This window comes from Streptomyces solicamelliae, assembly GCF_045348655.1.
Taxonomy (GTDB): Bacteria; Actinomycetota; Actinomycetes; order Streptomycetales; family Streptomycetaceae; genus Streptomyces; species Streptomyces solicamelliae.
Genome location: NZ_CP160404.1, coordinates 1,496,418 through 1,522,936 on the forward strand (window position 1 = coordinate 1,496,418; position 26,519 = coordinate 1,522,936).

The 26,519-nt window shown below is 74.0% G+C and carries 25 protein-coding genes and 1 pseudogene; 14 read left to right on the top strand and 12 right to left on the bottom strand.

Annotated features, from left to right (window positions below; all coding sequences use genetic code 11):
• The first annotated feature begins 80 nt into the window (after positions 1 to 80).
• On the top strand, positions 81 to 719 hold the full coding sequence (locus ABZO31_RS06935; protein WP_406865276.1) for a cobalamin biosynthesis protein: 639 nt from the start codon (positions 81 to 83) through the stop codon (positions 717 to 719).
• Positions 676 to 1,740 carry an Rv2231c family pyridoxal phosphate-dependent protein CobC gene (gene cobC / locus ABZO31_RS06940; protein WP_406860173.1) on the top strand — a complete coding sequence of 355 codons (1,065 nt, stop codon included), beginning with the start codon at positions 676 to 678 and terminating at the stop codon, positions 1,738 to 1,740. The genes ABZO31_RS06935 and cobC overlap by 44 nt, the downstream gene beginning before the upstream one ends.
• A gap of 48 nt (positions 1,741 to 1,788) precedes the next feature.
• Here the strand turns inward: cobC and ABZO31_RS06945 are convergent, their stop codons facing one another.
• On the bottom strand, positions 1,789 to 2,739 hold the full coding sequence (locus tag ABZO31_RS06945; RefSeq protein WP_406860174.1) for an SCO1860 family LAETG-anchored protein: 951 nt from the start codon (positions 2,737 to 2,739) through the stop codon (positions 1,789 to 1,791).
• Positions 2,740 to 3,262: 523 nt separating this feature from the next.
• Positions 3,263 to 3,991, bottom strand: a complete 729-nt coding sequence (locus ABZO31_RS06950; RefSeq protein WP_406860175.1) for a siderophore-interacting protein — start codon at positions 3,989 to 3,991, stop codon at positions 3,263 to 3,265.
• 91 nt (positions 3,992 to 4,082) lie between these two features.
• Between ABZO31_RS06950 and ABZO31_RS06955 the strand changes: the two genes are divergently transcribed.
• Positions 4,083 to 6,353, top strand: a complete 2,271-nt coding sequence (locus ABZO31_RS06955; RefSeq protein ID WP_406860176.1) for a penicillin acylase family protein — start codon at positions 4,083 to 4,085, stop codon at positions 6,351 to 6,353.
• The gene (locus tag ABZO31_RS06960) at positions 6,337 to 6,912 is read left to right on the top strand and encodes a GNAT family N-acetyltransferase (protein WP_406860177.1); all 576 of its coding nucleotides are present in this window, start codon (positions 6,337 to 6,339) and stop codon (positions 6,910 to 6,912) included. Before ABZO31_RS06955 ends, ABZO31_RS06960 begins: the two co-directional genes overlap by 17 nt.
• 62 nt (positions 6,913 to 6,974) lie before the next feature.
• Here ABZO31_RS06960 and ABZO31_RS06965 read toward each other — a convergent pair whose 3' ends face one another.
• A complete protein-coding gene (locus ABZO31_RS06965) occupies positions 6,975 to 8,066 on the bottom strand; it encodes an amidohydrolase family protein (RefSeq protein ID WP_406860178.1) in 1,092 nt (363 codons plus the stop codon).
• 114 nt (positions 8,067 to 8,180) lie between these two features.
• On the opposite strand from ABZO31_RS06965, the gene ABZO31_RS06970 reads away from it, so the two are divergent.
• Positions 8,181 to 9,281: a pyridoxal-phosphate-dependent aminotransferase family protein gene (locus ABZO31_RS06970; RefSeq protein ID WP_406865277.1), complete on the top strand. Its 1,101-nt coding sequence runs from the start codon at positions 8,181 to 8,183 to the stop codon at positions 9,279 to 9,281.
• Positions 9,282 to 9,342: 61 nt separating this feature from the next.
• Here the strand turns inward: ABZO31_RS06970 and ABZO31_RS06975 are convergent, their stop codons facing one another.
• The gene (locus ABZO31_RS06975) at positions 9,343 to 10,422 is read right to left on the bottom strand and encodes an alkene reductase (RefSeq protein WP_406860179.1); all 1,080 of its coding nucleotides are present in this window, start codon (positions 10,420 to 10,422) and stop codon (positions 9,343 to 9,345) included.
• Positions 10,423 to 10,607: 185 nt separating this feature from the next.
• Between ABZO31_RS06975 and ABZO31_RS06980 the strand changes: the two genes are divergently transcribed.
• Positions 10,608 to 11,120 carry a MarR family winged helix-turn-helix transcriptional regulator gene (locus ABZO31_RS06980; protein ID WP_406860181.1) on the top strand — a complete coding sequence of 171 codons (513 nt, stop codon included), beginning with the start codon at positions 10,608 to 10,610 and terminating at the stop codon, positions 11,118 to 11,120.
• 38 nt (positions 11,121 to 11,158) lie between these two features.
• Here ABZO31_RS06980 and ABZO31_RS06985 read toward each other — a convergent pair whose 3' ends face one another.
• The 4 genes from ABZO31_RS06985 to ABZO31_RS07000 all read right to left on the bottom strand — a co-directional run bounded on the left by ABZO31_RS06985 (position 11,159) and on the right by ABZO31_RS07000 (position 14,127).
• Positions 11,159 to 12,214, bottom strand: coding sequence for an aminotransferase class V-fold PLP-dependent enzyme (locus ABZO31_RS06985; RefSeq protein ID WP_406860182.1), 1,056 nt, complete (start codon positions 12,212 to 12,214; stop codon positions 11,159 to 11,161).
• Between the two features lie 81 nt (positions 12,215 to 12,295).
• Positions 12,296 to 13,015 carry a DsbA family oxidoreductase gene (locus ABZO31_RS06990; protein WP_406860183.1) on the bottom strand — a complete coding sequence of 240 codons (720 nt, stop codon included), beginning with the start codon at positions 13,013 to 13,015 and terminating at the stop codon, positions 12,296 to 12,298.
• A gap of 80 nt (positions 13,016 to 13,095) precedes the next feature.
• The gene (locus tag ABZO31_RS06995; protein ID WP_406860184.1) at positions 13,096 to 13,572 is read right to left on the bottom strand and encodes a GNAT family N-acetyltransferase; all 477 of its coding nucleotides are present in this window, start codon (positions 13,570 to 13,572) and stop codon (positions 13,096 to 13,098) included.
• Between the two features lie 57 nt (positions 13,573 to 13,629).
• Positions 13,630 to 14,127, bottom strand: a complete 498-nt coding sequence (locus ABZO31_RS07000; RefSeq protein WP_406860185.1) for a cupin domain-containing protein — start codon at positions 14,125 to 14,127, stop codon at positions 13,630 to 13,632.
• Between the two features lie 187 nt (positions 14,128 to 14,314).
• Between ABZO31_RS07000 and ABZO31_RS07005 the strand changes: the two genes are divergently transcribed.
• The 5 genes from ABZO31_RS07005 to ABZO31_RS07025 all read left to right on the top strand — a co-directional run bounded on the left by ABZO31_RS07005 (position 14,315) and on the right by ABZO31_RS07025 (position 19,195).
• Positions 14,315 to 15,244: a hypothetical protein gene (locus ABZO31_RS07005; protein ID WP_406860186.1), complete on the top strand. Its 930-nt coding sequence runs from the start codon at positions 14,315 to 14,317 to the stop codon at positions 15,242 to 15,244.
• A complete protein-coding gene (locus ABZO31_RS07010) occupies positions 15,241 to 16,533 on the top strand; it encodes a sensor histidine kinase (RefSeq protein ID WP_406860188.1) in 1,293 nt (430 codons plus the stop codon). Before ABZO31_RS07005 ends, ABZO31_RS07010 begins: the two co-directional genes overlap by 4 nt.
• A 35-nt stretch (positions 16,534 to 16,568) precedes the next feature.
• Complete coding sequence (locus ABZO31_RS07015) at positions 16,569 to 17,186, top strand: response regulator (protein WP_406865278.1); 618 nt, start codon at positions 16,569 to 16,571, stop codon at positions 17,184 to 17,186.
• Positions 17,187 to 17,278: 92 nt separating this feature from the next.
• Positions 17,279 to 18,727 (top strand): peptidoglycan D,D-transpeptidase FtsI family protein, encoded by a 1,449-nt coding sequence (locus ABZO31_RS07020; protein WP_406860189.1) that lies wholly within the window; start codon positions 17,279 to 17,281, stop codon positions 18,725 to 18,727.
• 78 nt (positions 18,728 to 18,805) lie between these two features.
• Positions 18,806 to 19,195 (top strand): hypothetical protein, encoded by a 390-nt coding sequence (locus ABZO31_RS07025; RefSeq protein WP_406865279.1) that lies wholly within the window; start codon positions 18,806 to 18,808, stop codon positions 19,193 to 19,195.
• 64 nt (positions 19,196 to 19,259) lie between these two features.
• On the opposite strand, the gene ABZO31_RS07030 is transcribed toward ABZO31_RS07025, so the two are convergent.
• Together ABZO31_RS07030 and ABZO31_RS07035 are read right to left on the bottom strand one after the other, a co-directional pair.
• A complete protein-coding gene (locus ABZO31_RS07030; protein ID WP_406860190.1) occupies positions 19,260 to 19,454 on the bottom strand; it encodes a hypothetical protein in 195 nt (64 codons plus the stop codon).
• Between the two features lie 498 nt (positions 19,455 to 19,952).
• Complete coding sequence (locus ABZO31_RS07035; protein WP_406860191.1) at positions 19,953 to 20,933, bottom strand: AraC family transcriptional regulator; 981 nt, start codon at positions 20,931 to 20,933, stop codon at positions 19,953 to 19,955.
• Positions 20,934 to 20,988: 55 nt separating this feature from the next.
• Here ABZO31_RS07035 and ABZO31_RS07040 point away from each other — a divergent pair, with 55 nt between their 5' ends.
• Together ABZO31_RS07040 and ABZO31_RS07045 are read left to right on the top strand one after the other, a co-directional pair.
• Positions 20,989 to 21,219, top strand: coding sequence for a hypothetical protein (locus tag ABZO31_RS07040; protein ID WP_406860192.1), 231 nt, complete (start codon positions 20,989 to 20,991; stop codon positions 21,217 to 21,219).
• A 36-nt stretch (positions 21,220 to 21,255) separates the two neighbouring features.
• A complete protein-coding gene (locus tag ABZO31_RS07045; protein WP_406860193.1) occupies positions 21,256 to 22,467 on the top strand; it encodes a TerD family protein in 1,212 nt (403 codons plus the stop codon).
• A gap of 28 nt (positions 22,468 to 22,495) precedes the next feature.
• Here ABZO31_RS07045 and ABZO31_RS07050 read toward each other — a convergent pair.
• Both ABZO31_RS07050 and ABZO31_RS07055 read right to left on the bottom strand, forming a co-directional pair.
• A pseudogene (locus ABZO31_RS07050) lies at positions 22,496 to 22,971 on the bottom strand (alkaline phosphatase PhoX); the annotation flags it as partial.
• Positions 22,972 to 23,031: 60 nt separating this feature from the next.
• Entirely contained in the window at positions 23,032 to 24,480 is a 1,449-nt protein-coding gene (locus ABZO31_RS07055) for a hypothetical protein (protein ID WP_406860194.1), read from the bottom strand.
• Between the two features lie 190 nt (positions 24,481 to 24,670).
• Between ABZO31_RS07055 and ABZO31_RS07060 the strand changes: the two genes are divergently transcribed.
• The gene (locus ABZO31_RS07060; protein ID WP_406860196.1) at positions 24,671 to 26,497 is read left to right on the top strand and encodes an endonuclease/exonuclease/phosphatase family protein; all 1,827 of its coding nucleotides are present in this window, start codon (positions 24,671 to 24,673) and stop codon (positions 26,495 to 26,497) included.
• The last annotated feature ends 22 nt before the right edge of the window (positions 26,498 to 26,519 follow it).

The window sequence follows — 26,519 nt, forward strand, 5'->3', positions numbered from 1 at the left end:
CGGATGGACGGCGTCCGGCGCACATCGTCGCCGGCGTGGGGGCGCGCCGTGGCGTGTCCGTGGACGAGGTGGCGGGGCTGGTGACGGAGTGTCTGCGGGCGGCGGGCCCGGGGGCGGGCCGGCTCGTGGCGCTGGCGACGGTCGCCGGGAAGGCGGACGAGCCGGGCGTGGTGGGCGCGGCGGCCCGCCTGGGGCTGCCGCTGCGGGTGTTCACGGCCGAGCGGCTGGCGCGGATCGCGGTGCCGCACCCCTCGGCGGCCGTGGCCGCGGCGGCCGGGACGCCGTCGGTGGCCGAGGCGGCGGCGCTGGCGGCCGCGGGGCCGGGCGGTCTGCTGCTCGTACCGAAGCGGACGTCGCGTACGGACGGGGCGCGGGGCGCACGCGCGACGTGTGCGATCGCCCGGTGCGCCCCGAATGCGCCGGTCATGCCCGCTGTTTCGTACGAAGGCGCCCTGGGCGCACGGTTGTTGTCGGAGCGACGCGGGTACAGCGGTGGTGAGAGCGCACCCGGCGCGCCCGTCGTGCACACCGCGCGCGGGCGGACACCCCGAGTCCGGGAGCGTTCCGCCGAGACGCACGGATCCAGCGAGGAGTTACGGGACCTGTCCCCTCGGCTCCACCGGCGGTCCGCAACCCACGGACCGCCGTCCACCCCCCACTCACCCCACGGCGGCCATGTATACCCACACAGATGTCCACGACCTGCGGCACCACGGTGACGCCGAGGTCCGGGACGAGAAGCTGATCGACCTCGCGGTCAACGTCCGGACGAACACGCCGCCGGACTGGCTCCGCGAGCGCATCGCGGCCTCCCTGTTCGACCTGGCCGCCTATCCGGACCCGCGGGCGGCGCGCGCCGCGGTGGCGGAGCGGCACGACGTGCCGGCCGAGCGGGTGCTGCTGACGGCGGGCGCGGCCGAGGCGTTCGTGCTGCTGGCACGGGCGCTGCCGGTGCGCCAGCCGGTGGTGGTGCACCCGCAGTTCACCGAGCCGGAGGCGGCGCTGCGGGACGCGGGCCACGAAGTGGGCCGGGTGCTGCTGCGGGAGGCGGACGGTTTCCGGCTGGATCCGGCGGCGGTGCCGGAGGACGCGGATCTGGTGATGATCGGCAACCCGACGAACCCGACGTCGGTGCTGCATCCGGCGGAGACCATCGCCGCGCTGGCCCGGCCGGGGCGGACACTGGTGGTCGACGAGGCGTTCATGGACGCGGTGCCGGGTGAGCGGGAGGCGCTGGCGGGGCGGACGGACGTACCGGGGCTCGTGGTGCTGCGCAGCCTGACGAAGACCTGGGGTCTGGCGGGGCTGCGGATCGGTTACGTGCTGGCCGCCCCGGAGACGATCGCGACGCTGGGGCACGCGCAGCCGCTGTGGCCGGTGTCGGCGCCGGCGCTGGTGGCGGCGGAGGCGTGCATGTCGCGCGCGGCGCTCGCGGAGGCGGAGCACGCGGCGGGCCGGATCGCGGTGGAGCGGGCCCATCTGCTCGCCGGGCTCGCGGAGTTCGACGAGGTACGGGCGGTGACGGCGGCGGAGGGGCCGTTCGTGCTGATCCGGGTGGACCGCGCGGACGTGGTCCGCCGCAGGCTGCGCGACCTGGGCTTCGCCGCCCGCCGCGGCGACACCTTCCCGGGCCTGGACCACGACTGGCTGCGGCTCGCGGTCCGGGACAGACCGACGACGAACCGCTTCCTCCAGGCCCTGGACCAGGCCCTGGTCATGGCGGGCTCGGCGAGCGGCTGAGGAGCGGCCGCCCGACACCATCAGGCGTCGGGCGGCCGCCCGACGACGTCAGGCGCCCGTACCGCTCCGGCGCGCCCGCGTCACGGCCACGGCCGCGCCGCCCGCGAGGAGCAGGGCGAGACCGCCGCCGGCCAGGTACGGCGTCATGGCGCTGCCACCGGTCTCGGCGAGGTCCTCGCCGCCCCCGCTCTGCGTCGAGATCCCCGTGCCGTCGGGCTTCTCGGCCGGCTCCGCCGCCTTGCTCGGCTCCGCCGGCGCACTCGGCTCCGCCGCCTTCGGGGTCTCGCACGTCGCCTCGGCGAGCGTCACCTCGCCGTTCACCTCGGCCACGTTCAGCTTCAGCGGGTTCACCGCGACCTTCAGCTGCAGTGCGGTCGCCGCGGCGGTACGCGAGGTGGTGGACGTCCTGGACAGGTCGAGGGTGACCTCGCCGACCCCGGGCACGGCCACCCGCGTCGTACCGCCGCTCGTCAGCCTGGTCTTGCGGCCGAGCACGGTGACATGGCCCAGCACGTTCGACTCGGCGACCGGCTGCCTCCCCGTCTCGCAGACCGCCTTGGACGTGACCTTCTCGACCTCGATCAGGGACAGCAGCGGCAGTCCGGGCACGTGCAGCCGTGCCTTGGCGAGGTTCGCGTACCCCTCCGCCTTCTTCGCGTCGACCGTCGCCCGGGCGGTGGCGACGTCGGCGCGCAGCACGCTGAACGGCTTCCCCCGGTCGACGCCTTCGAGTTCCACGGTGAGCGCGGTCCTGTCCGCGCTGGCCGGGGCCTGCACCTCGTTGAGGGAGGTCTTCAGCGGCACCTGCAGCGTCTTGTCGAGCAGGGAGACGTCGAGGCCGGTCCGCAGGACGACGGCGCTCGCACGCCCCTCGCCGCTCCCGCCGCCGGTGGCGTGCGCCGTGGGCGCGGCGAGGACGACAGGACCGACGGCCAGCGCGGCGACGGTCGCGGCGGCGGCGGTACGGCGTGCGGGCATGCGGAAGGCGTTGCTGTTCAAGGTGGTGAAACCCCCAAGGAGACATGGCGTCGCCGGCCGCTCACCGCGGGGACGGCGGGTCGGTGCGGCCTCGGCGACTTGAGACAGGGGAATCCTTACGTACGAAGAGTGAACGGGGAGACACCTGGGGTGAGTTCACCCCAAAGGGTGGTTTCCGCGCCCATATTCGATTCGCCTGCACCACTGTTCCCACGCAGACCAGAAACCCTTCTCCCCCCCTCCGGGCAACAACAGCCACGGGGCAGCGAGCCTCGGACACGCGAACGCCCTTGAGCAGGAGGACAGTTGCAGAGAAGGAACGGAGCCCGGTACCACTCCCCCGTCGCCGCGGCCGCCTGCGCGGCCGCGGTGCTCTCCGTGGCGGCGCCCCCACCCCCCTGCACTTCGACCGGGCCCGCCGGGGAGAACCTCGGGGGCGGCGGGAAGAGCCTCGCCTGCGTGCCACGGTCACCGACGAGGACGGGAACGTCTCGAAGGTGACCGTCCTGGACGCGTACTTCGGCGGCGACGGCCGCTGTGTGCGCTACGGCCGCCAGTACCCGAGCGCGTGCACGCGGTCCTTGGCCACGCCGAGTTCCTTGCGTGTGTACGCGGAGAGGGTGCGGGTGGTCGCGGTGTCGCAGGCGATCCAGACGTACGGGTGGGGCTCGGCGGCCAGCAGGGCGGGCAGTTCGGCGCGGACCCGCTCGACGAGGCCCGCGCCGCCGTCGCGGCGCGGCACCCGGCGCAGTTCGTGGCGGTCCGCGTCGAGCCGTACGGGCAGGTCGTCGTGGTCGGGGCGGCTGGTCTCGAACCAGAGCGTGGCGGGGACGTCCGGGAGGGCGTCGAGCAGGGAGTTGATCGCGGGCAGCGAGGCCGGGTCGCCGATCAGGAAGAGCCGGCTCGGTCCCGGTTCGGGGGCGGTGAAGCCGGTGCCCTGGAGGGTGGCCTCGATGGTGTCGCCGGGGGCGCAGCGCTCGGCCCAGGTGCTCGCGGGCCCGTCGTGCAGGGCGAACTCCACGGAGAAGGTGCCGGCGGCCGGGTCCGGGTCGACGAGGGTGTAGCCGCGCTGGTGCGGTTTCCCGTTGTTCTCGAACCAGAGCCGGACCCACATCGTGGGGTGGACGCCGGCGGCGGCGAGCAGCCCGCCGTCGGTCATCCGCACCCGGCGGTAGTGCTCGGTGACCTGCTCCGCGCCGGTCACGGTGAACGTGAAGTCCTTGCCGCGGAACAGCTTGAGGACGACGCCCTCCCAGCCATGGCCCTGCCCCACCCGGGTCTCCTCCCCCTCGACGCCCGGATTGCTTCCCGGGCGGTCGTGACTTAATTTAGGCCAGCCTAACCTAAGAGAGATCGGGGCGAGCGTGAGTATCGAGGTCTACCGGGACGCCCGGGGCATTCCGCATCTGCGGGCCGGCGACCCGCGCGAACTCGCCTTCGCGCAGGGACGGGTGACCGCGGTCGACCGGGCCTGGCAGCTGGAGGTCGAGCGGTGCCGGGCGCTGGGGACCTCGGCCGCGTTCCTGGGCCCGGAGTCCGTCGACTGGGACGTCTTCGCGCGCCGCGTGCGGCTCGCGGACACCGCGCGCCGCTGCTTCGACCGGCTGGACGAGCGGGACCCGGAGACCGCGGACTGGCTGCGCGCGTACGCCGACGGCGTCGGCGCGGGCCTCGCCGAAGGGGCCGCCCGTGCACCGGAGTTCGCCGCGACCGGGCTCGTACCGGGGCGGTGGGAGCCGTGGACGCCGCTGGCGGTGTGGCTGTCCACGCACATCCTGTTCGCCGGCTTCCCGACCAAGCTGTGGCGCGAGGAGGTCGCGACGCGGCTCGGCGCGGAGTGGACGGAGCTGTTCGCCACGGACGGTCCCGGCACGGCCGGCTCCAACGGCTGGGTGGTCGCCGGCGAGCGCACCGCGAGCGGCGCGGCGCTGATCGCGGGCGACCCGCACCGCTTCATCGAGGACCCCGGCGTCTACCAGCAGATCCGCCTGTCCTGCCCGGAGTACGACGTGGTCGGCCTCGCCGTCCCCGGCATCCCCGGCCTCCCCCACTTCGGCCACACGGGCACGGCCGCCTGGGCCATCACCAACGCCATGGCCGACTACCAGGACGTCTACCGCGAACGCCTGCGCCGCACGGCGGACGGCGGCGTCGAGGCCCTCGGCCCGACCGGCTGGCACCCGGCGACGGTGCACACCGAGACGGTGGAGGTCGCGGGCGGCGAGCCGGTCGAGGTCGAGGTGATCGAGACGGAGCGGGGCCCGGTGATCGCGGGGGGTCCGGAGGAGGCCGACGCGGACGGGATCGGCGCCGGTGACGCCCCGGCGGAGCCAGACCCGGGCAACGGCCCGGTCGCAGCGGACGCGGACCACGGCCTGCCCGGCGGCGACGCGGGCGACCGCCCGGCGGAGACGAGTACGAGCGGCGCACCGACCGGAGTCGGCGCGGGCGAGGTCGGAGCGGGACGCGGGCCGGCCGTGGGCGGCGCGGCGCTCAGTCTGCGGTATCCGCCGCGGGTGACCGGGGAGCTCGGGTTCTCCGCGTTGCCGGCGTTGCTCGCGGCGCGGAGCGTCGGGGACGTGGACCGGGCGCTCGACGGGTGGGTCGAGCCGGTGAACGTCGTGCAGGCGGCCGACACCGAGGGCGGGCTGCTGCACCGGGTCGCCGGGCACGTGCCGGTGCGCGACCGGGCCAACTCGCTGCGGGTGGTGCCCGCCTGGGACGCCCGGCACGCCTGGGAGGCGGAGCCGGCGCCGCTGCCGCGCGCCGCGGTCGAGGGCCACGCCGTGATGGCCAACGCCCGGGGCCTCGCGGCCCCGCTGGGCGTGGAGTTCGCCCCGCCGCACCGCGCCGCGCGGATCGACGCGCTGCTGTCGGCCGGGGCGGGCTGGACGCCCGCCGCGACGGCCGCCGTCCACCGCGACACCGACAACCCGTCCGCCGCCCGGCTCCTCGACGCCGTGCGCGCCGCGGACCCGGCCGCGCTCCCGCCGGCCGCCGCGGCCGTACGGGAGCGGCTGCTCGCCTGGGACCGGCGGATGGACGCCGACAGCGCGGACGCCGGGCTGTACGCGGCCGTCCGCGGCGCCGTCGTCCGCCGCACCGCCGCGCACGAGGCGTTCCGGCCGCTGCGCGAACCCGCCCCGTACCCGGCGGTGTTCGCGCCCTGGCTGGCGCTCGGGCCGCGCGTCGCGTACGCCCTGGAGACCCTGCTGGTCGCCGGGCCGGTCCCGGCCGGGGACATGGCGCGGATCGTGCGCGAGGCCCTGGAGGAGATCGCGGCCGGCGAGACGCCCCCGGCATGGGGCGTGACGCACCGGCTCGCTCCCTGGCAGGCGCTGCCGGACGAGGACGACGCGCAGTGGCCCGGCCTCTCCGGCGACCACGACTGCGTGCTGTCGACGTCCAGCGTGCCCGGCTGGACCGACCGCTCCGCGCGGGCCTCGGCGGCCCGCTACGTCTGGGACCTCGCGGACCGCGAACGCTCCCTGTGGATCGTGCCGTTCGGCGCGTCCGGTGTGCCCGGCGACCCCCACCACCGCGACCAGCTGCCGCTGTGGCTGCGCGGCGAACTCACCCCCGTCGTCACCGACTGGACCCGCCTGAAGAGGGAGCACCATGACCGCGACCACTGAGCACGAGTACGAGTACGAGCAGGCCGTCGACGGCTTCGGCACGGTCCGTGTCGAGCGCGTCGACCCCGACCGCGACGCCGCGCTGATCCACGGCTGGGTCGCGAACGAGCGGGCCCGCTTCTGGGGCATGAAGGAGACCACCGTCGACCAGGTCCGGGAGATCTACGCGCACCTGGACTCGCTCGACACCCACCACGGCTTCCTGGCCCGCCTGGACGGCGAGCCCGTCGCGCTGTTCCAGACGTACGAGCCGGAGGCCGACCGCGTCTCGGAGTGCTACGAGGCGCGCCCCGGCGACCTCGGCGTGCACTTCCTGCTCGCCCCGAGCGACGCCCCGCGGCCCGGCTTCACCGCGAACCTGCTCACGGCCCTGACCACGTACGCCCTGACCGGCCGCACCCGGCTCGTGGCCGACCCGGACGCCGCCAACGAGAAGGCGATCGCCCGACTCGCCCGGGCCGGGTTCGAGGTGGGGCCGGAGGTCGTGCTGCCGGAGGTGGACCTGCCGGAGGTGTTCATCCCGGAGAAGAAGGCCCGGCTGGCGTTCCTGACCCGGTAGGACGCGCGGCGGGGCACGCCCCGGCCCGCCCCGCGCCTGCCTTGCCCGCCTGCCTGCCTGCCTCAGGCGATCACGCGGCCGTTGACGACGACCCGTCGCGGGCCCGCGAGGGCGCGGACGTCGGCGCGCGGGTCGTCGTCGTAGACGACGAGGTCGGCCGGGGCGCCCTCGTCCAGGCCCGGGCGGCCGAGCCAGGTGCGGGCGCGCCAGGCGGTCGCCGAGAGGGCCTCGATGGGCGGGATGCCGGCCTTGACCAGCTCCTCGACCTCCGCCGCGACCAGCCCGTGCGGCAGCGAGCCGCCCGCGTCGGTCCCGACGAAGACCGGGACGCCCGCGTCGTACGCCGAGCGGACCGTGTCGTACCGGCGCTCGTGCAGCCGCCGCATGTGCGCGGACCAGCGGGGGAACTTCTCGTCGCCGCCCGCCGCCAGCTTCGGGAAGGTGGCGATGTTGACGAGCGTGGGCACGATCGCCACGCCCCGCTCGGCGAACAGCGGGATCGTGTCCTCGGTCAGACCGGTCGCGTGCTCGATGCAGTCGATGCCCGCCTCCACCAGGTCCCGCAGCGAGTCCTCGGCGAAGCAGTGCGCGGTGACGCGCGCACCGAGCCGGTGCGCCTCCGCTATCGCGGCCTCGGCCGCGGCCCGCGGCCAGCAGGCGGTGAGGTCGCCGACGCCGCGGTCGATCCAGTCGCCGACCAGCTTGACCCAGCCGTCTCCGCGCCGGGCCTCCCGGGCCACGTACGCGACGAGCTCGTCGGGCTCGATCTCGTGGGCGAAGTTGCGGATGTAGCGGCGGGTGCGGGCGATGTGGCGGCCGGCCCGGACGATCTTCGGCAGGTCGTCGCGGTCGTCGATCCAGCGGGTGTCGGACGGCGAGCCGGCGTCCCGGATCAGCAGTGTGCCGGCGTCCCGGTCGGTCACGGCCTGCTTCTCGGCGGTGGCCGCGTCGACCGGCCCGTGCGCGTCGAGACCGACGTGGCAGTGCGCGTCGACGAGACCGGGCAGCGCCCAGCCCCGTACGGTACGGATGTCGTCCGCCCCGGTGGGACGGTCGTACGTGATCCGGCCGTCGACCACCCACAGCTCGTCCCGGACGTCCTCCGGGCCGACGAGCACCCGCCCCTTCACATGCAGCACCACGTGATCGCTCATGCCTGCACTGTACGAGAGGCCGCTCGGTAGGCTGGGCCGGGTTTCCGCCCATACGCATACACATACGCGCCCGCAGACGCAGCAGACGAAGACGAAGAAGGCACCGCCGTGACCGTGACACACCCGCTCCTCGACCTGGCTCCGCTGACCGCCGCGCACTTCGCGTCGATCGAGCGCCGGGTCGCCGCCCTGCTCGCCACCGAGCAGGACGTGGTGATCGCGCAGGGCGAGGCGCTGCTGCCGCTGGAGGGCTGCATCCGCAGCGGCGCGCGGGCCGGTTCGACGGCGCTGAACGTGGTGACCGGTCCGTACGGGCAGACCTTCGGGAACTGGCTGCGGGACTGCGGGGCGACCGTGGTCGACCTGGAGGTGCCGTTCCACACGGCGGTGACGGCCGCTCAGGTGGAGCGTGCGTTCGCGGAGCACCCGGAGATCGAGTTCGTGTCGCTGGTGCACGCTGAGGCGGCGACCGGGAACACCAACCCGGTCGCGGAGATCGGCGAGGTGGTGCGCGCGCACGGCGCGCTGTTCTACCTGGACGCGGTCGCGTCGATCGGCGCGGAGCCGGTGCTGCCGGACGCCTGGGGCGTGGACCTGTGCATCATCGGCGCGCAGAAGGCCATGGGCGGCCCGGCGGGCGTCTCGGCGGTGTCGGTGAGCGCGCGGGCCTGGGAGCGGTTCGCCGCCAACCCGGCGGCGCCGCGCCGCTCGTACCTGTCGCTGCTCGACTGGAAGGAGCGCTGGATCGACGGCGGCCGCACGACGCTGCTGCACGCGCCGGCGCAGCTGGAGATGCTCGCCCTGGAGGCGTGCCTGGAGCGGATCGAGGCGGAGGGCCTGGACGCGCTGACGGCCCGGCACGCGGCGGCGGCCGCGGCGACGCGGGCGGGCGCGGTGGCGCTCGGCGGCGGCCTGGAGCCGTACGTGTACGAGGCGAAGGACGCCGCGCCGGTGGCGACGACCCTGCGCGCGCCGGCCGGGGTGGACGCCTCGGAACTGGTGGCGAAGGCGCTGGCGGCGGACCCGTCGCTGCCGCTGGCGGCGGGCGGAGGCGCGCTGGCGAAGGAGATGATCCGGGTGAACCACTACGGCGTGGACGCCGCCCCGGGGGCCGTGCAGTCCTCGCTGGCGGCGCTGGGCGCCGCGCTCGGCGAGACGGGCCGCACGGTGGACCTGGAGGGCGCCCGCCGGGCGGTCACGGAGGCGTGGGCGTAGGCGCGGCCTGTCCTGCGAAGGGGCCCGCCGCCGGCTGCGGCGGGCCCCTTCGGCTTCGGTGCTACGCGGTGGGCGTGAGCGCCGGGTAGTCGGTGTAGCCGCGGGCGTCGCCGCCGAAGAAGGTGGCGGGGTCCGGGGTGTTGTACGGGCCGCGGGCCTTGAGGCGGGCGGGCAGGTCGGGGTTGGCGAGGAACAGCGCGCCGAAGGCGACGAGGTCGGCGGTGCCGTCCTCGATCAGCGTGAGCGCGTCGTGGCCGGTGGGACCCTCGGTGGCCGGGTTGAGGACGAAGGTCCCGGAGAACTGCTTGCGCAGGGCGAGGGTCAGCTCGCGGACCTCGGCCGCGATCTCACTGACGTGCAGGTAGGCGATGCCGAACGGTTCGATCGCGGCGACGAGGGCCGGGTAGACCTCGTCGGGGTCGGACTCGGCGATGTCGTTGTAGGTGTTGGCCGGGGAGATCCGCAGGCCGGTGCGCTCCGGGCCGATCGCGGCGGAGACGGCCTTGACGACCTCGACGGCGAAGCGGATGCGGTTCTCGACGGAGCCGCCCCACTCGTCGGTGCGCTGGTTGGAGCCGGTGGCGAGGAACTGCTGGATCAGATAGCCGTTGGCACCGTGGACCTCGACGCCGTCGAAACCGGCGGCGACGGCGTTGCGGGCGGCCTGGGCGAAGCCCTCGATGGTCTCGAGCACCTCGTCGCCGGTGAGCTCGCGCGGGGCGACGAAGTCGATGAGGCCGGTCCCGGCGAACAGCTGGCCGGCCGGGGTGACCGGGGAGGGGCCGACGGGGTGGCGGCCCTCGCCGAGGACCTGGGGGTGGCTGATCCGGCCGGCGTGCATCAACTGAGCGAAGATCCTGCCGCCGCGCTCGTGGACGGCGTCGGTGACCTCGCGCCAGGCGGCGATCTGCTCGTCGGTGTGCAGCCCGGGGGTGTTCGGGTAGCCCTGGCCGACGGCGGTCGGCTGGACGCCCTCGGTGATGATCAGGCCGGCGGTGGCGCGCTGGGCGTAGTACTCGGCGACGAGCGGGGTGGGGGTGCGGCTGTCGCCCTCGGCCCGGCTGCGGGTCATCGGGGCCATGGCGATGCGGTTGGCGAGCGGGGCGCCGGCGAGGTCGACGGGGTCGAATGCGGTGGTCATCTCTGCCTCCGGGGCGGGGGGATCAGGGGCAAGAATTTATGTGGCCGACCAAATAAATGACCGGATTGGTCGGCCAACTATTTGGTCCGGGTGCCACTGTAACCCATTCTTTGGCCGACCAAGGTAATCTGGGGGGAAGAGCCTGCCCGAGGAGAGCGGCGGAAGAACCCGTCCGAGGAGAGCCGATGTCCGTCGAGAGCCCCGCCCACGAGGGCGACCCCGCCTGTACCCCGCACCGGGCACCGGTCGCGGACCACGCCCCGGTGAGCTGCACGCTGGCCCGGGCGTTCCGGGTGCACCGGATGACCGCGGCCCGGCTGCTGCGCGACCTGGGGCTCTACCCGGGCCAGGAGTTCCTGATGATGCGCCTGTGGGAGGGCGGCCCGGCGCGCCAGTCGGAGCTGATCAAGGAGATGGGCATCGACCCGTCGACGATGACGAAGATGCTCCAGCGCCTGGAGCAGGCGGGCCATGTCCGCCGCTCCCCCGACCCCGGCGACCGGCGCGCGGTGCTCGTGGAGCCGACGGAGCGCAGCGAGGCGCTGCGCGCCCAGGTGGCCGGGGCCTGGGCGGCCCTGGAGCAGCAGACGCTGAAGAACCTCGACCCGGAGGAGGCCGCCACGCTCGAGCGGCTGCTCGTCCGGGTCGAGGAGGGGCTGTGCGAGGCGGAGGGCCCGTACGACTGCCCGCCGGTCTAGCGCCTCGGCCCGCCGGTCCGGGGCCTCGGCCCAGGGCCTCAGCCCGCGAGCACGTCCAGCGCGCGGTCCACGTCCGCGGCCGTGTTGTACAGGTGGAACGAGAGCCGCAGATTGCCCGCCCGCGCCGAGGTGACGACCCCGGCGCGCAGCAGATCGGGGTGACGGTCGCCGAGGCCGGGCACGGCGACGATCACGCTCGGCCCGGCGGGGACGTACGCGTGGCCGGTCCGGTCGAGGCCCGCGCGGAGGCGGTCGGCCAGGGCGGTGGCGTGCGGGCCGATGCGCCCGACTCCGACCTCCTCGACGAGCGCCAGGGACGCGGCGGCACCGTGGTACGAGAGGAACGCCGGGGGCTCGTCGTACCGGCGGGCTGAGCGGGCGAGTTCGGCGAGCGGCCCGTACACGCTGCCCCAGACGTCCTCGGCCGCAGACATGCCCGCGTGGAGGGGCGCCAGGGCCTCCTGGGCCTCCTGGGCGACGGTGAGGAACGAGACCCCGCGGGGGCAGAGCAGGTACTTGAAGCCGCCGGTGACGGTGAAGTCGTACGCGCCCGCGTCCAGCGGCATCCAGCCGACCGACTGGGTGGCGTCGAGCAGGGTCCGCGCCCCGTGCGCGGCGGCCGCGGCACGCACGGCCGCGAGGTCGGCGATGCGTCCGTCGGCGGACTGCACGGAGGACAGGGCCACGAGGTCGGTACCGGGGCGGACGGCCTCGGCGAGCCGCTCCAGAGGCGCGTAGCGCAGCTTCAGGTCGCCGCGGACCAGGAACGGGTCGATCACCGAGCTGAAGTCGCCCTCGGGGAAGAGGACTTCGGCCCCGGCGGGCAACGACTGCGCGATCAGGCCCACGTGCACGGCGACCGAGCCGCCGACGGCGACCCGGTCGGGGTGCACGCCGGCGATCCGGGCGAAGGACTCCCGCGCCGCCTCGACGGCTTCGGAGTCGCCGGAGCCGCCGGGCCGCCCGGCGGCGAGCTCCGCCGCCAGGGCCGTCACGGCGTCGACCGCGCGGCGGGGCAGCAGGCCGCAGGTGGAGGTGTTCAGATACGTCTGCGTCGGGGCGAACTCGTCGCCACCAAGATGCTCGTCATCCATGCCTCCACCCTGGAGAACCCTCAACTCAAAGTCAATTACGAGAAGTTGAGGGGCACTCCCAAGGAACGCTTATGAATAGGGTCAGGGCGCGCACGTGCCGTTCACGTCGCAGGCGGGCGCGTCGGCGTCGCCGGCGGTAGCGGTCACGGCGACCGGCTGCAGGACGCGGCTCTCCCACGCCTGCTCCAGGGCCTGGGTGAACAGCTCGGCGGGCTGGCCGCCGGAGACCCCGTAGCGCCGGTCGAGCACGAAGAACGGCACCCCGTTGGCGCCCAGCTCGGCGGCCTCGCGCTCGTCGGCGCGGACGGCGTCGGCATACGCGGCCGGGTCGGCGAGCACGGCACGCGCCTCGGCCTCGTCGAGGCCCGCCTCGACGGCCAGCCCGATCAGGCTCTCGTCGTCGAAGACGGACCGCTCCTCGGCGAAGTTCGCCCGGTAGGCGAGGTCGAGCAGCTCGTTCTGCCGGCCGCGCTCGCGGGCGAGGTGGAGCAGCCGGTGGATGTCGAAGGTGTTGCCGTGGTCGCGGCCGTCGGTGCGGTACTCCAGGCCCTCGGAACGCGCGTTGGAGGCGACGTGCTCCTCCATGGCGCGGGCCTCGTCGAGGGTGCGGCCGTACTTCTTCGCCAGCATCTCCAGGACGGGCCCGGTGTCGCCCTTGGCGCGGTGCGGGTCGAGCTCGAAGGAACGGTGCACGACCTCGACCTCGTCGCGGTGGGCGAAGGCCGCCAGGCCCTTCTCGAAGCGCGCCTTCCCGATGTAGCACCAGGGGCAGGCGATGTCGCTCCAGATCTCGACGCGCATGTGTCCGGTTCTCTCCCTCTCGCACGACCCGGAGGGCAACCCTCCGCTCACTTCCCGTGCCAACGCGGACCGCGCGCGTCTCATTCCGCGGACGGCTCCAGTGTGAGGCGGAGCACGAGGTGGGTGGAGCTGCGCGGCACGTCCGGGTCGGGCTGCCAGCCGTGGGCCGCGTAGAAGGCCTGGGCGCGGGTGTTGTGTTCGTACACGTCGAGACGCACGGCCGTGACGCCCTGCGCGCGCCAGGCGTCGACGCAGGCCCGGTGCAGCTCGCCGCCGACGCCGCGCCGCCACTGCGCGGGCGCGACGTGCAGCTGGCCGAGGTACATGACGCCGTCGCGCACGCCGCTGGACGCCACCCCGGCGAGCACCCCGTCCCGCTCGGCGCACAGCACCCGCCCCTGGGCGACGGCCGCCGCCCAGGCCGCGCGGGAGCGGGCCGTCTCCTCCGGTCCGGCGTACGCGTCCTCGGGGAGCCGGTCCCGGTAGTAGGTGGCGCGGGCCTCGCGGTGCAGGGCGGCTATGGCGTCGATGTCGTCGGCGGTGGCGGCTCTGATCATGACGTGAGGGACGCGGGGGCGGATGCGGCGGTTGCGCCCATGACGGCGAACGACCCGTCAGCGGGCGGCGAGGGCGGACTGCCAGACGGGGCTGTCGACGTAGTGGTTGTCGTAGCGCTCCGAGGAGTCCTTGATCTCCTGGACGCTCGCCTCGCCGCGCATGACCCGGCCGAGCAGCCGCAGATAGTCGAAGCGGGGCATGCCCGGGGTGAAGACGAACAGCACGTCGGCGGTGTCGCCGGGCGCGGCGGCGAAGGCGTGCGCGGTGTGCGGCGGCACCAGCAGGAAGTCGCCGCGCTCCAGGACGGTGAGTTCCTCGCCGAGCAGCACCTGGAGCGAGCCGTCGAGGACGAAGAACATCTCCGAGGCCCTGGTGTGGAAGTGCGCCGGGGCGCCGACCGCGCCCTTCGCGAAGGTGGAGCGGTAGCTGGTGAGCGCGCCGCCGGTGGCGTCGGAGTCGGCGAGGAGGGTCATCACGGCGCTCGGGTCGGCGGTGGTCTCGGCCTGGGCGGCGCGGGTGAGGACGGGGGCGAAGGGCGGCGTCTGCGAGTTCATGAAGATCAGCCTAGGGGGGTGAGTGGCCCAGCACAGGGTGCATTCGACGCCTTGTTTTCCGGGTCAATTTCCGCCCCGCGGTTCCCTGGCGCTCCCCCTCGCCCCGCTCTCCCTCCCCCACGCGGCGGAGGCGGTTCCTCTTCGCGCAGGAGGTGTCGTGGGCACGTCGAACAGGAGGGTGAGGGCCATGAAGAAGACACTCCGCGCCCTGGCCGTCCTGGCCACGCTGCCGTACATCTCACTGAAGATCGCCTGGGTGGCGGGCAGCAGGATCGGCATCCCCGAGAACAGCGTGCTGCTCGACGACCCCGGGCTGATGGCCGCCGTGAACGCCGTCACGATCCTGATGGACGCCGGTGTCGTGGTGCTCGCCCTGCTGCTCACCCAGACCTGGGGCCTGCGGGTGAGGTCCTGGCTGCTCGGCCTGCCGATGTGGGCGGCGACCGGACTGCTCGCACCGATCGTGATCGGCTTCCCCGCCCAGCTGGCGACCACCGCGATCGCCGGGGCCGAGCAGCACACGGCGGGCGGGCGGCCGTTCCTCGACGAGTGGGTCTTCTCCGTCGTGTACGGCGGGTTCATCGTCCAGGCCCTCGCGCTGGGCACGCTGTTCGTCCTGTACGCACGCGGCCGCTGGTCGCACCTGTGGGCGGGCCGGATCGGCGACCTGGCCCCGGATCTGACCGGGCGGGCGACGCGGGCGACCGCGGTGACCGCCTCGGTGCTCGCGCTCCTGCCGGCCGCCCTGCACCTGCTGTGGGCCTCGGGCGCGGAGCGGGGCCTCTCGGCCGGCCGGATCGCCGACCGCACCTCGGACTTCCACGTCCTCGAGGCGGTGCGGGTCGCCTTCCTGCTGGTCGCGGTGGCCGCCGTCCTGACACTGGTCTTCCGGCTCGGGAAGGCCCGCCGGGTGGGGACCCCGCTGGCCCTGGCCTGGGTGGGCACGGGCGGCGTGGGCTGCTGGGGCGCGTGGATGATGCTGGGTGCGCTGATGCCGGCCTCGGATCCGGCGAAGGAGCCCACGGCACTGATGATCACCTCCTACGCTGGAGAGATGATCACGGGGTTCCTGCTGGCCGGCTGTCTGACCGTCTTCCTGCGCCGGCGCGGCGCATGAGACGCGCGGTCACCGCGGTGTTCGGCCGGCGGGCGGTGCTGCGCTGGGTCCATCTGATCCTCGGCGGCGCCCTGTTGATGCCGTACTGGCTGCTCGGCACGGTGCTCCTGTCGCCGCTGTTCGACGGGCCGGGCCTGTTCGCGGCGCCCGTGGCGATGCAGTTCGGGGCGTACGCGTTCGCGCTGCCGCTGGTCGCGGTGACCGCGCTGTTCCCGCTCGCCCGGCCGATGTCGGTGGCGGTCGCGCGGGCGCTGTGCGGGGTACGGGGCGAGGAGCTCGCGGACGGCCCGGCGCGGGGGCGGGACGCACGGGCCCGGACGGCCGGCTGGCTCGTGCTGCACGTGGGCCTCGGCGGTCTGGTGAGCGGGGCGACGCTGGCGCTGCCGCCGTTCGCGCTGGCGATGCTGGTGCTGCCGTTCTCGGAGCGGCTGCGGAACTCCGAACTCAGCCGGTTCTGGGGCGTGGACGCGCCGTGGGTGCACTGGGCGGGCGTCCCCGGGGGCCTGCTGATGCTGGCGGCCCTGGCCGCGGTCGCGGCCGGGGCGGGCGCGCTGCTCGCCGCCTGCGCGCCCCGGCTGCTCGGGCCGAGCCCGGCGGACCGGCTCGCGGCGGCTGAGCGGCGGGCCGAGGAGCTGGCGGTGCGCAACCGGCTCGCCCGTGAGCTGCACGACTCGGTGGGGCACGCGTTGAGCGCGGTGACCCTGCAGGCGGGCGCGGCCCGTCGGCTGCTCGACAGCGACGCGCCGGACGACCGGGAGTTCGTCCGAGAGGCGCTGACCGCGATCGAGGAGACCACCCGGCGCACGGTCGGCGAACTCGACCACGTCCTGGGCCTGTTGCGCCACGGCGACGACGAGGCGTCGTCCGGCGAGCTGCCCGGGCCGGGTCTGGAGGCGCTGGCCGCGCTGGCGAAGGGCGCGGGCGCGGCCGCGTCGGTGACCTGGGCGGGCGATCTGGAGCGGGTGCCGCGGACGGTGTCCCGGGAGGCGTACCGGATCGTCCAGGAGGGGCTGACGAACGCCGCCCGGTATGCGGGCGGCGCACCGGTGAAGGCGCATCTGACGCTGGAGGAAGAGGAGTTGGAGATCACCATGGAGAACCCGCTGTCCGGCCGACCGGCGCCGGTCCGCCCCGGCGGCGGCCGCGGGCTGCGCGGCGTCGCGGAGCGGGCGCGGCTGCTCGGCGGCTCGTCCGCGGCCGGGCCGGTCGACGGCGTGTGGCGGCTGACCGCCCGGCTGCCGCTGGGCGGCGCGCGGACAGGCGGCGCACGGCCGGGAGGCGCACGGTGACCGCGATCAGGGTGGTGCTCGCCGACGACGAGCGGATGGTGCGGACCGCACTGCGGGTCATCCTCGACGCGGAGCCGGACCTGGAGGTGGTCGGGGAGGCGGCGACCGGGGCGGAGGCGGTGTCCGTGGTGCGCGCGCTGCGGCCGGACGTGGTCCTGATGGACGTACGGATGCCGGAGGTGGACGGGATCCGGGCCACCGAGCAGATCCTCGCCGGGCTGCCGGAGCCGCCGCGGATCGTGGTGGTGACGACCTTCGAGAACGACGCGTACGTGTACGACGCGCTGCGCGTCGGGGCCGCCGGGTTCCTGCTGAAGCGGGCGGCCGCGGAGGAGCTGGTGGGCGCGGTGCGGCTGGTCGCGCGCAGCGACTCGCTGCTGTACCCGGCGGCGGTGCGCGGGCTGGCCGCCGAGCACGCCCGGCGGGCGCCGCGGACCGCGCCGCCCTGGGCCGGGCGGCTGACCGACCGGGAGGCGGAGGTGCTGCGCTTGATGGCGACCGGGATGACCAACGCGGAGATCGCGGGGCGGCTGTCGGTGGGCCCGGCGACGGTGAAGACGCATGTGGCGGCGGTGCTCGCGAAGACCGGGGCGCGGGACCGGACGCAAGCGGTGATCATGGCGTACGAGTCGGGGTTCATCACGCCGGGCTGAGCACCGCACCACAAGGGGTGATACATGAGGATCATCTGAGAAACCGGCCGATTCCGGAACGTCCACCTCCCGTCGGTTCGTCCTTCCGTGGGATGAACAAGACGATCAGGCGCGCCTCGGTCTTCGCGCTGCTGCTGGTGCTCGCGGTACTGCTGCGGGCCACCTGGCTGCAGGCGTACGAAGGCCGGGCCCTCGCGGACGACAAGAAGAACCGGCGGAACACGATCGCGCAGTACGCGCAGCCGCTCGGCGACATCGTCGTGGCCGGGTCCCCGGTCACCGGCTCGAAGCCGACGACGGGCGGCGACCTCGCGTACAAGAGGTCGTACACCGACGGCGAGCTGTACGCGGCGGTGACCGGCTACAGCTCCCAGGCGTACGGGGCCACCCAGCTGGAGGGCATCTGGTCCGGTGTCCTGGACGGCACCGACATCCGGCTGAAGAACCCGGTGGACGCGCTCACCGGCAAGCAGCAGGAGCCGGGCGACGTGCTCACCACGATCGACCCGGCCGTGCAGAAGGCCGGCTTCGAGGCGCTCGGCGACAAGAAGGGCGCGGCCGTCGCGATCGACCCGAAGACCGGCCGGATCCTCGGGATGGTGTCCACCCCGTCGTACGACCCGTCGAAGATCGCCGGCCTCTCGGACGGCGAGGTCTGGCGCAAGCTCTCCGACGACCCGGACAAGCCGCTGGTCAACCGGGCGCTGCGGCAGCCGCTGCCGCCGGGCTCCACGTTCAAGCTGGTCGTCGCCGCGGCGGCGCTCGAGGAGGGGCTGTACCCGGACGTGGACACGCCGACGCGCAGCCCCGACCCGTACACGCTGCCCGGCACGCGGACCGTGCTGAAGAACGAGAACGCCTCCGCGCCCTGCGAGAACGCGACCCTGCGCACCGCGCTCCGGTACTCCTGCAACAACGTCTTCGGGAAGCTCGCCGTCGACCTCGGTCAGGACAAGGTCCGGGCCACGGCGGAGAAGTTCGGCTTCAACGACAAGGAACTGGACGTGCCGGTACGGGCGTACCCCAGCGTGTACCCCTCCGGCATGGACCGGGCGCAGACGGCGCTCAGCGGCATCGGCCAGTTCGACGTCACCGCCACGCCGCTCCAGATGGCCATGGTGTCCGCGGCCATCGCCAACGACGGCCTCATGGCCGCGCCGCACATGGTCTCCTCGGTCGTCGACGCCGACGGCAACGCCCTGCAGTCCTACAAGGACGGCGACACCACCCGGATCATGTCGTCCGGCACCGCCGAGCAGCTGCGCAGCGCCATGCAGACGGTCGTGGAGCAGGGCACCGGGAGCAATGCGGCGATCGAAGGCGTGGAGGTCGGCGGCAAGACCGGCACCGCCCAGCACGGCGAGAACAACAGCAAGACGCCGTACGCCTGGTTCACCTCGTACGCGAAGGATCCGGCGACCGGCAAGGAGGTCGCCGTGGCGGTGCTGATCGAGGACTCCGGCGCGGCCCGCTCCGAGGTCAGCGGCAACGGGCTCGCGGCACCGGTGGCCGAGAGAATGATGCGGGCGGCACTGAAGTAGCCTCGCGGGGACACAAGTTGAGTGCTCAACCGGAGGACTGCCGTGCGTCGCCTGCCCCGTTCCCTGTCCGGCTGGACCATGGCGGTCTTCGGCGTGCTCGCCGCCGCGCTGGGGGTGGTGGGGCTGATCTCCCCCGACGCCCTGCTCACCATGATGGGCTTCGACCCCATACCCGACGGGGGACGCGCGGACGGAGACCACACGCTGGTCTTCATGACGGCGTCGTCCATGGCCGCGCTCAACATGGGCGTGTACTACGTCCTGGCCGCCCTGGCGGACTGGCGCTCCTTCTTCCGCTGGACCGTCCCGTTCCGGCTCCTGACCTGCACGGTCTTCACCCTCGCCGTCCTCACCGACCGCGCCCCCTCCGGCTTCCTCGGCGTCGGCCTGTGGGAGGGAGCGGGCGCCCTGGCGACCGGCGCCGCCCTGTGGTGGGAGACCAGGGCGCGGCAGAGTGCCGTGGCATGAACCTCCCCAGCACGTCGCCCCGCCGGTCGTGAGACCGACGGGGCGACGTGCTGCGCGGCGCGCTCTACAGGAAGTACATCAGCTCGATCCGGCCGTCCGGGGTGTGGGAGAAACAGACCTCTCCCGCCTGCTGGGCGGGCTCGAGGTTCACGAAGTTGACGGCCTCGTCCATGCTCGTGAAGGGCATGGAATGCCAGGTCTTCACCTTGGACTTGATCGCGTTCTTGAACACCTTGGCATCAGATGTGGTGACGGTCATGGGAGTGGGTCCTTTCGACGCAAGGGGGGACGGCTTCGTCGAAGGGCTCCCCGGGAACGAGGAGCCCTGGTCGCCGTGAGTAACGTAGGGTCCGCGTCTTCCGGGGCACGGCCAGGCGCGCGCGGGAGTACCTCCGATGGACGGGCGCGACGCACAGGTCCGACCCGGACGGGGGACGGACGTCGTCGGACCCGGGCGCGACACGGATCCGCCCCTCCTGCCTGGGCGATCCGCCCGATCCGCCGAGGGGGCCTCAGCCGCCACGCTGCGGCCATGAGACGGACGGTGCAGGTGTGTCCGGCCGCCGCGGTGGCGCCGCCGGCGACGGCCGAGGGGGTGAGGGTGTGAGACCCGGCCGAGCCGTTGCGGGGGAGCCGGCCGGGGCTCAAGTCCGTGCGCGAGCCGGCGCACGTGACAGCGGCAAATCTACGGAGGCGATGCGCGCGGCGCGATCCGCGGAGCGCGGTGACTGTCCGGAAAACGAACTCCCTTGCGGGTTCAGGCGGCTGACGTGCCGCGGAGCGTCTGCGAGGGGGTCTCGCCGTAGCGCTCGCGGTACTGGGCGGCGAACCGGCCCGGGTGGGTGAAGCCCCAGCGCCAGGCCACCTCGCCGACGGTGACCTCGTCCGGCTCGGCGGTGCGCAGTTCGTCGCGCACCCGGTCGAGGCGGACCTGGCGTACGTACGCCATCGGGGTCATGCCCAGGTATTCGCGGAAGGACTCCTGGAGGCGGCGCACGCCGACGCGGGCGAGGGCGGCGAGTTCCGCCGTGGTGTGCGGGTGTTCGGGGCGGGCTCGCACCGCGTCCATGGCGCGCCTGACCGGGGCGGGACGGCGCGGCTCGCCGGGGTGCGCCAGCTCCTCGCGGTACGGGTGGTCGGCGGCGAGCAGCAGCCCGTTGAGCAGCGCTTCCTGGAGCGGCGCGGCGATCAGGGGGTGGCGGGCCAGGCCCTCGTCGGCGAGGGTCTCGCCGAAGGCCCGGCGGGCCAGGCGGAGCCAGCCGAGGCCGGGGCCGCCGGTGAGGTCGAACCGCGGCGCGAAGGCGAGCCGGCGGCCCGCGGGACGCCCGAGCAGCGCGTCCAGGCGGGCCCGCAGCGCGTCCGCGTCGATCTTCACGGCGAGGACCCGGCAGTCGCCGCCCCAGCGGTCGAGGGCCGTGTCGCCGGCCGGGTCGAAGACGACGCCCGAGGCGGGATCCATGGTGCCGGCGCCGCGCCCGCCCTGGCGCCAGTCGATGCTGCCGGTCAGCGGCGCGTCGACGTGGTACTGGCCCAGCTCGCCGAAGCGCATCCGGACGTCCGCGCCGCAGATCAGCTCGCCGAGGACCAGCGGACCGAGGTCGACGATGTCGAAGCGGGCCGCGAAGGGACGTCTCGTCTCGACCACGTCCATGAAGTTCGCGTAGTACCGCGCGCCGATCTCCCGCCGCGCCTCGTCCACGTCCCGCGTACGGAACGAGCTCCCCGTGTCCCCACCCACAGGGCGGAAGGATATTCGGGTGCGCCGCCGGACCGGACGGCGGGAGGATGCCGCCATGGGCAGACCCGAGGGCTTCAGCTACCAGCGGTTCGGCGACGGCCGCGTCGAGATCGTGCACCGCGGCCGCGCCGCCGCGACCCTGCGCGGCGACCGCGCGGAGAAGTTCCTGACGGCCGTGGCGTCCGGTGACGCACAGCTCGTCATGGCCCGCTGGACCGGCTCGTACAAGTTCGGCAACGAGCGCACGGCCCGTTCGCATCCGCGTCACCAGGGTGGGCGTAGGTAAGGGAACGGCAAAGCGGCGTCGCTCGTTACCCGGGACATGACCGCAATGACCCCCGGCTCGAACATCCCGCTCGCCGCCCCGCGCGTCGCGGTGGACGTCGCCGCCCCGGTACGCCTCGATGTCTCCGGCCTGCTGCTCACCCCCGACGGCAAGGTCCGCTCCGACGCCGACTTCATCTTCTACAACCAGCCGTCAGGGCCCGGCGTGACGTACCGCTCGGGCGGCGGCACGGCGCCGGACGCGATCCTGGTGGACACCGCGGCGGTGCCGGCCGGGATCGAGAAGATCGTCGTGACCGCCAGTCCGGACGCGGCGGGCCAGACCTTCCAGGGCATCGAGCCGACCGCCACGCTCCGCGACGCCGACAGCGGCGCCGTGCTCGCCACGTTCACCCCGCCGCAGCTCGGCGCGGAGACGGCGCTGGTCGTGGTGGAGATCTACCTGCGCAACGGAGCCTGGAAGGCGCGCGCGGTGGGCCAGGGGTACGCGAACGGGCTCGCCGGCATCGCGACGGACTTCGGCGTCTCGGTGGACGAGGAGCCCGCGGCCGCCGCCCCGGTCGCCCCGCCGGCCCCGGTCGCGCCGCCCGCCCCGGCCGTGGACCCGAGGATCCCGGCCCCGCAGGCGCCCGCCGCCCCGCCGGCCGCTCCCCCGGCCCCGCCCGCCACCGGGAAGATCAACCTGGACAAGGGCCGGGTCAGCCTGCAGAAGAACCAGACGGTGTCGCTGGTCAAGGGCGGCCGCCCGCTGCTGTCCGCGGTCAAGATGGGCCTCGGCTGGGAGCCCGCGTACCGCGGCAAGGACATCGACCTGGACGCCTCGGTCATCGCGTACGGCCCCCAGCGCAACCACCTGGACAGCTGCTACTTCGGCAAGCTGACCATCCTCGGCGGCGCCGTCCGCCACTCCGGGGACAACCTGACCGGCGAGGGCGCGGGCGACGACGAGGTCATCACCGTCGACCTCGGCCGGCTGCCGGCGGAGGCGACGGGCCTGGTCTTCACCGTGAACTCGTTCTCCGGGCAGAAGTTCACCGAGGTCGCCAAGGCATACTGCCGGCTCATGGACGCCGCGACCGGCGAGGAGCTGGTCCGCTTCGACCTGACGAACGCCGAGGCGCAGACCGGCGTGATGATGTGCAAGCTGATCCGCCAGTTCTCCGGCGAGTGGGAGATGACGGCGATGGGCGAGTTCGTGAAGGCCCGTACGGTGCGGGGCATGGTGAAGCCGGCCGCCCAGGCGCTGTAGTCGGACGGCCGGCTCGGGGCGGTGGCGGTCAGCGCTGCGGCTGCCGCCGCCAGGGCCCGGTGACGGCGAGCAGGATGCCCGGCGTCTGGATGCCGGCGTACAGCGTCTCGCCGTCGGGCGAGAAGACCACGCCGGTGAACTCGCTGTCGTTGAGCTGGTTGCGGGCGATCGGGTAGGTACGCCCGCGGTCGGTCGCCCCGAACAGGTGCTGGGCGCCCTCGCCGTCCTCGGCGATGACCAGCCCGCCGTACGGCGAGACGGTGATGTTGTCGGGGCCGTCGTAGCCGGTGGCGACGCCGATCAGCGCCTTGAGGGTGTCCGGCGGCGCGGGTCGTAGAACCAGACCTGGCCGTCGTGCGGGGCGCCGGGGCTCTCCTCGCGGGCGTAGGAGGAGACGATGTACGCGCCCCCGTCGCCCCACCACATGCCCTCCAGCTTGCGGGCCCGGGTGACCTCGTCGGGACCGAACTGCTTGCGGACGGCGACGGTACAGCCGTCGCGGTCGCGCGCGGGCCCGACTCGGCGTCGGCGCCGGCCCGGCTCAGCCGTCGGTGCGGGAGCGGCTCAGCCCTCGGTGCGGGAGCGGGCCTTGAAGGCGGACTTGCGGGCCTCCTTGGCGATCCGCTTGTCGCGGTGGAGGCGGCCCATCGCCTCCAGGACGTCCGCCGTGGCCGGGTGCTCGACGCGCCAGACCGCGTCGAAGAAACCGTCGTGGCGGCCCGTCAGGCCCTCGATGAGGTCCTGGAGTTCCTCCAGGTCGCCGTCCATCTCCAGCTGCGCCGCGATCGTGTCCACGGCCAGCCAGAAGATCATCTCCTCCGGCGGCGCCGGCACGTCCGCCGCGCCCCGCTCCGCCAGCCACACCCGCGCGAGTCCGCCCAGCTCGGAGTCGGCCAGCACCTCCCGCACCGCCGGCTCCGCGTCCGCGCCGACCAGCGACAGCGCCTGCTGGCAGTGCAGCCGCCGCAGCGGCGAGCCCGCGTCCGCGCCGCGCGCCGCGGCGAGCAGCTCGCGCGCCGCCGCCACCGGCTCGCGGCCCGCCAGCCACAGCTCGATCTCGGCGCGCGCGGCCTCGGACGGGTAGTGCCCGACCCCGTCGAGCAGCGCCTCCGCGCCCTTGCCGGTCAGGTCACCGACCGCCGGCGCGTCCACCCCGGCCTCCAGCATCCGCGTCCGGATGCCGTACAGGCCGAGCGGGGTCAGCCGGACCAGCCCGTACCGGGACACGTCCTCGTCGTCCATGGCCGGCGCGGGCTCGTCGCCCTCCTCGGCCATCAGCGCCTCGTCCACCGGCTGGTACTCGACGAGACCGATCGGCTCGAGCACGCGGAACTGGTCGTCGAGGCGCATCATCGCCTCGGAGACCTGCTCCAGGACGTCGTCCGTCGGCTCGCCCATGTCGTCCGGCACGATCATCGACGCGGCGAGCGCCGGCAGCGGCACCGGGCTCTCCCCCGAGCCGCCCTCACTGACGGTCAGCAGGTACAGGTTGCCGAGCACGCCCTCCAGGAACGCGGTCTCCGCCTCCGGGTCCCAGTCCAGCCGGGAGACGTCGATCTCGCCGTCCTCGCCGATGAGGTCGGCCAGGTCGTCGAAGACCGGCGCCGTGGCGTCCGCGAACACCGCGTCGAAGCCGTCCAGCCACACCGCGAGCACGTCGGCCGGGGAGCCCTTGGTGAGCAGCTCCAGCTGCTCGCCGGCCGTGACGCCGGCCGCCTCGTCCTCGTCGTCCTCCGGCTCGGGCACCGTCACGAGCCCGGTGTCGACGGCCACCCGCCACGCCTCGCTGGCGTGCGCCGCGCCGTCCTCGTCCGGCTCCAGGCCCAACGCCTCCGCCGCTGCGGGCAGTTGGTCGTCAGCGAGTTCGCCGCCCGCGCCGACCCGGGTCTCCGGACCGGCCCAGCGGGCCAGTCGCACGGCCCCGGCCAGCAGCGGCGCGGCGAGCGCGGCCCGCGCCAGCTCCGCGTCCGAGCGCAGTCGAACGGGGGGCAGGGTGGGGCGGTCCGATGCCATCGGGGTCTTCTCCTCAGAGGTGCGGTGCCAGGCGGCCTTCAGCGTAGACGCATTTGCGGCCGCGTCCGCCGGTTCACGATTCCGTCAGCCCTCGTACACCTGCGGACCCTTGACAAGTGGGGGGCTCTGCCAAGAGATTGACGCGCGTAGATCAATCGACCGATTCTCCAAGCGTTACCGGAGCTTCTTGATGCCTTCCTCCATACCGAGATCCGCCGCGGTCTCCTCCGTCGTCGCCGCTGCCCTGGCCGCGGGCCTGCTCGCCGCTTCCGGCACCGCCTCCGCCGCCGACGTCCGCATCCACGACATCCAGGGGACCACCCGGATCTCGCCGCTGGTGGGCCAGCAGGTCACCGGCGTCACCGGCATCGTCACCGGGGTGCGCACCTACGGCTCGCGCGGCTTCTGGATCCAGGACCCGCAGGGCGACGGCAACCCCACCACCAGCGAGGGCCTGTTCGTCTTCACCAGCTCCGTCCCGAAGGTCGCCGTCGGCGACTCGGTCAGCGTCGCCGGCACGGTCGGCGAGTACGTCCCGGGCGGGCTCAACTCGGGCAACCAGTCGCTGACCCAGATCTCCAAGCCGACGGTCACCGTGCTCTCCTCGGGCAACCCGGTGCCGGAGGCCGTCACCATCGACGGCTTCTCCGTGCCCGACGCGTACGCCCCCGAGGGCGACCCGGCCGCCCAGGGCTCGATCAACGGGCTGCAGCTGGACCCGGAGACCTACGCCCTGGACTACTACGAGTCCCTCGAGGGCACGAACGTCCGCGTCGGCACCTCCCGCGTGGTCGGCGCGACCGACCCGTACTCCGAGCTGTGGGTCACGGTGAAGCCGTGGGAGAACCGCTCCGAGCGCGGCGGCGCCGTCTACGGCTCGTACACCTCGCAGAACACCGGCCGGCTGCAGATCCAGTCGCTGACCCCGATCGCCGAACAGCCCTTCCCGAAGGCGAACGTCGGCGACGTACTGTCCGGCACGACCGAGGGCCCGCTGGACTTCAACCAGTACGGCGGCTACACGCTGACCGCCCGCACCCTGGGCACGGTCGTCGACCGCGGCCTGGAGCGCGAGGTCACCGACCGCCAGCACAAGAACGAGCTGGCGGTGGCCACGTACAACGTGGAGAACCTCGACCCGTCGGACCCGCAGGCGAAGTTCGACGCGCTGGCGAAGGCCGTCGTCGAGAACCTGGCCTCGCCCGACATCGTCGCCCTGGAGGAGATCCAGGACGACAACGGCGCCAAGAACGACGGCACCGTCGCGGCGGGCCAGACCCTGCAGAAGTTCGCCGATGCGATCGTCGCCGCCGGCGGCCCGCGCTACCAGTGGCGCTCGATCGACCCGGAGAACAACAAGGACGGCGGCGAGCCCGGCGGCAACATCCGCCAGGTCTTCCTCTTCAACCCGGAGCGGGTCGACTTCATCGACCGCGCCGGCGGCGACGCGACGACCGCGACCGGTGTCGTGAAGGGCGCGTACGGCGCGGAGCTGACCCACTCCCCCGGCCGGATCGACCCGGCGAACACCGCCTGGGAGAGCAGCCGCAAGCCGTTGGCCGGCGAGTTCGTCTTCCGCGGCCGGACGGTGTTCGTGGTCGCCAACCACTTCGGCTCCAAGGGCGGCGACGAGTCGCTGGTCTCGCACCGCCAGCCGCCGAACCGTTCCTCCGAGGCGAAGCGTCTGCTCCAGGCGCAGGCCGTGAACGCCTTCGTCAAGGACGTCCTGGCCGTCCAGAAGCAGGCCGACGTCGTCGTCCTCGGCGACATCAACGACTTCGAGTTCTCCGCCACCACCGAGGCGCTGACCGACGGCGGGGTGCTCTACCCGGCCGTGAAGTCGCTGCCCCGCGACGAGCGCTACTCGTACGTCTTCCAGGGCAACAGCCAGGTTCTCGACCAGATCCTGACCAGCCCCGGGGTGCACCACTTCGAGTACGACAGCGTGCACATCAACGCGGAGTTCGCCGAGCAGAACAGCGACCACGACCCGCAGGTGCTGCGCTTCCGCCCGTAAGGACGGACGGGCGGCACGATCC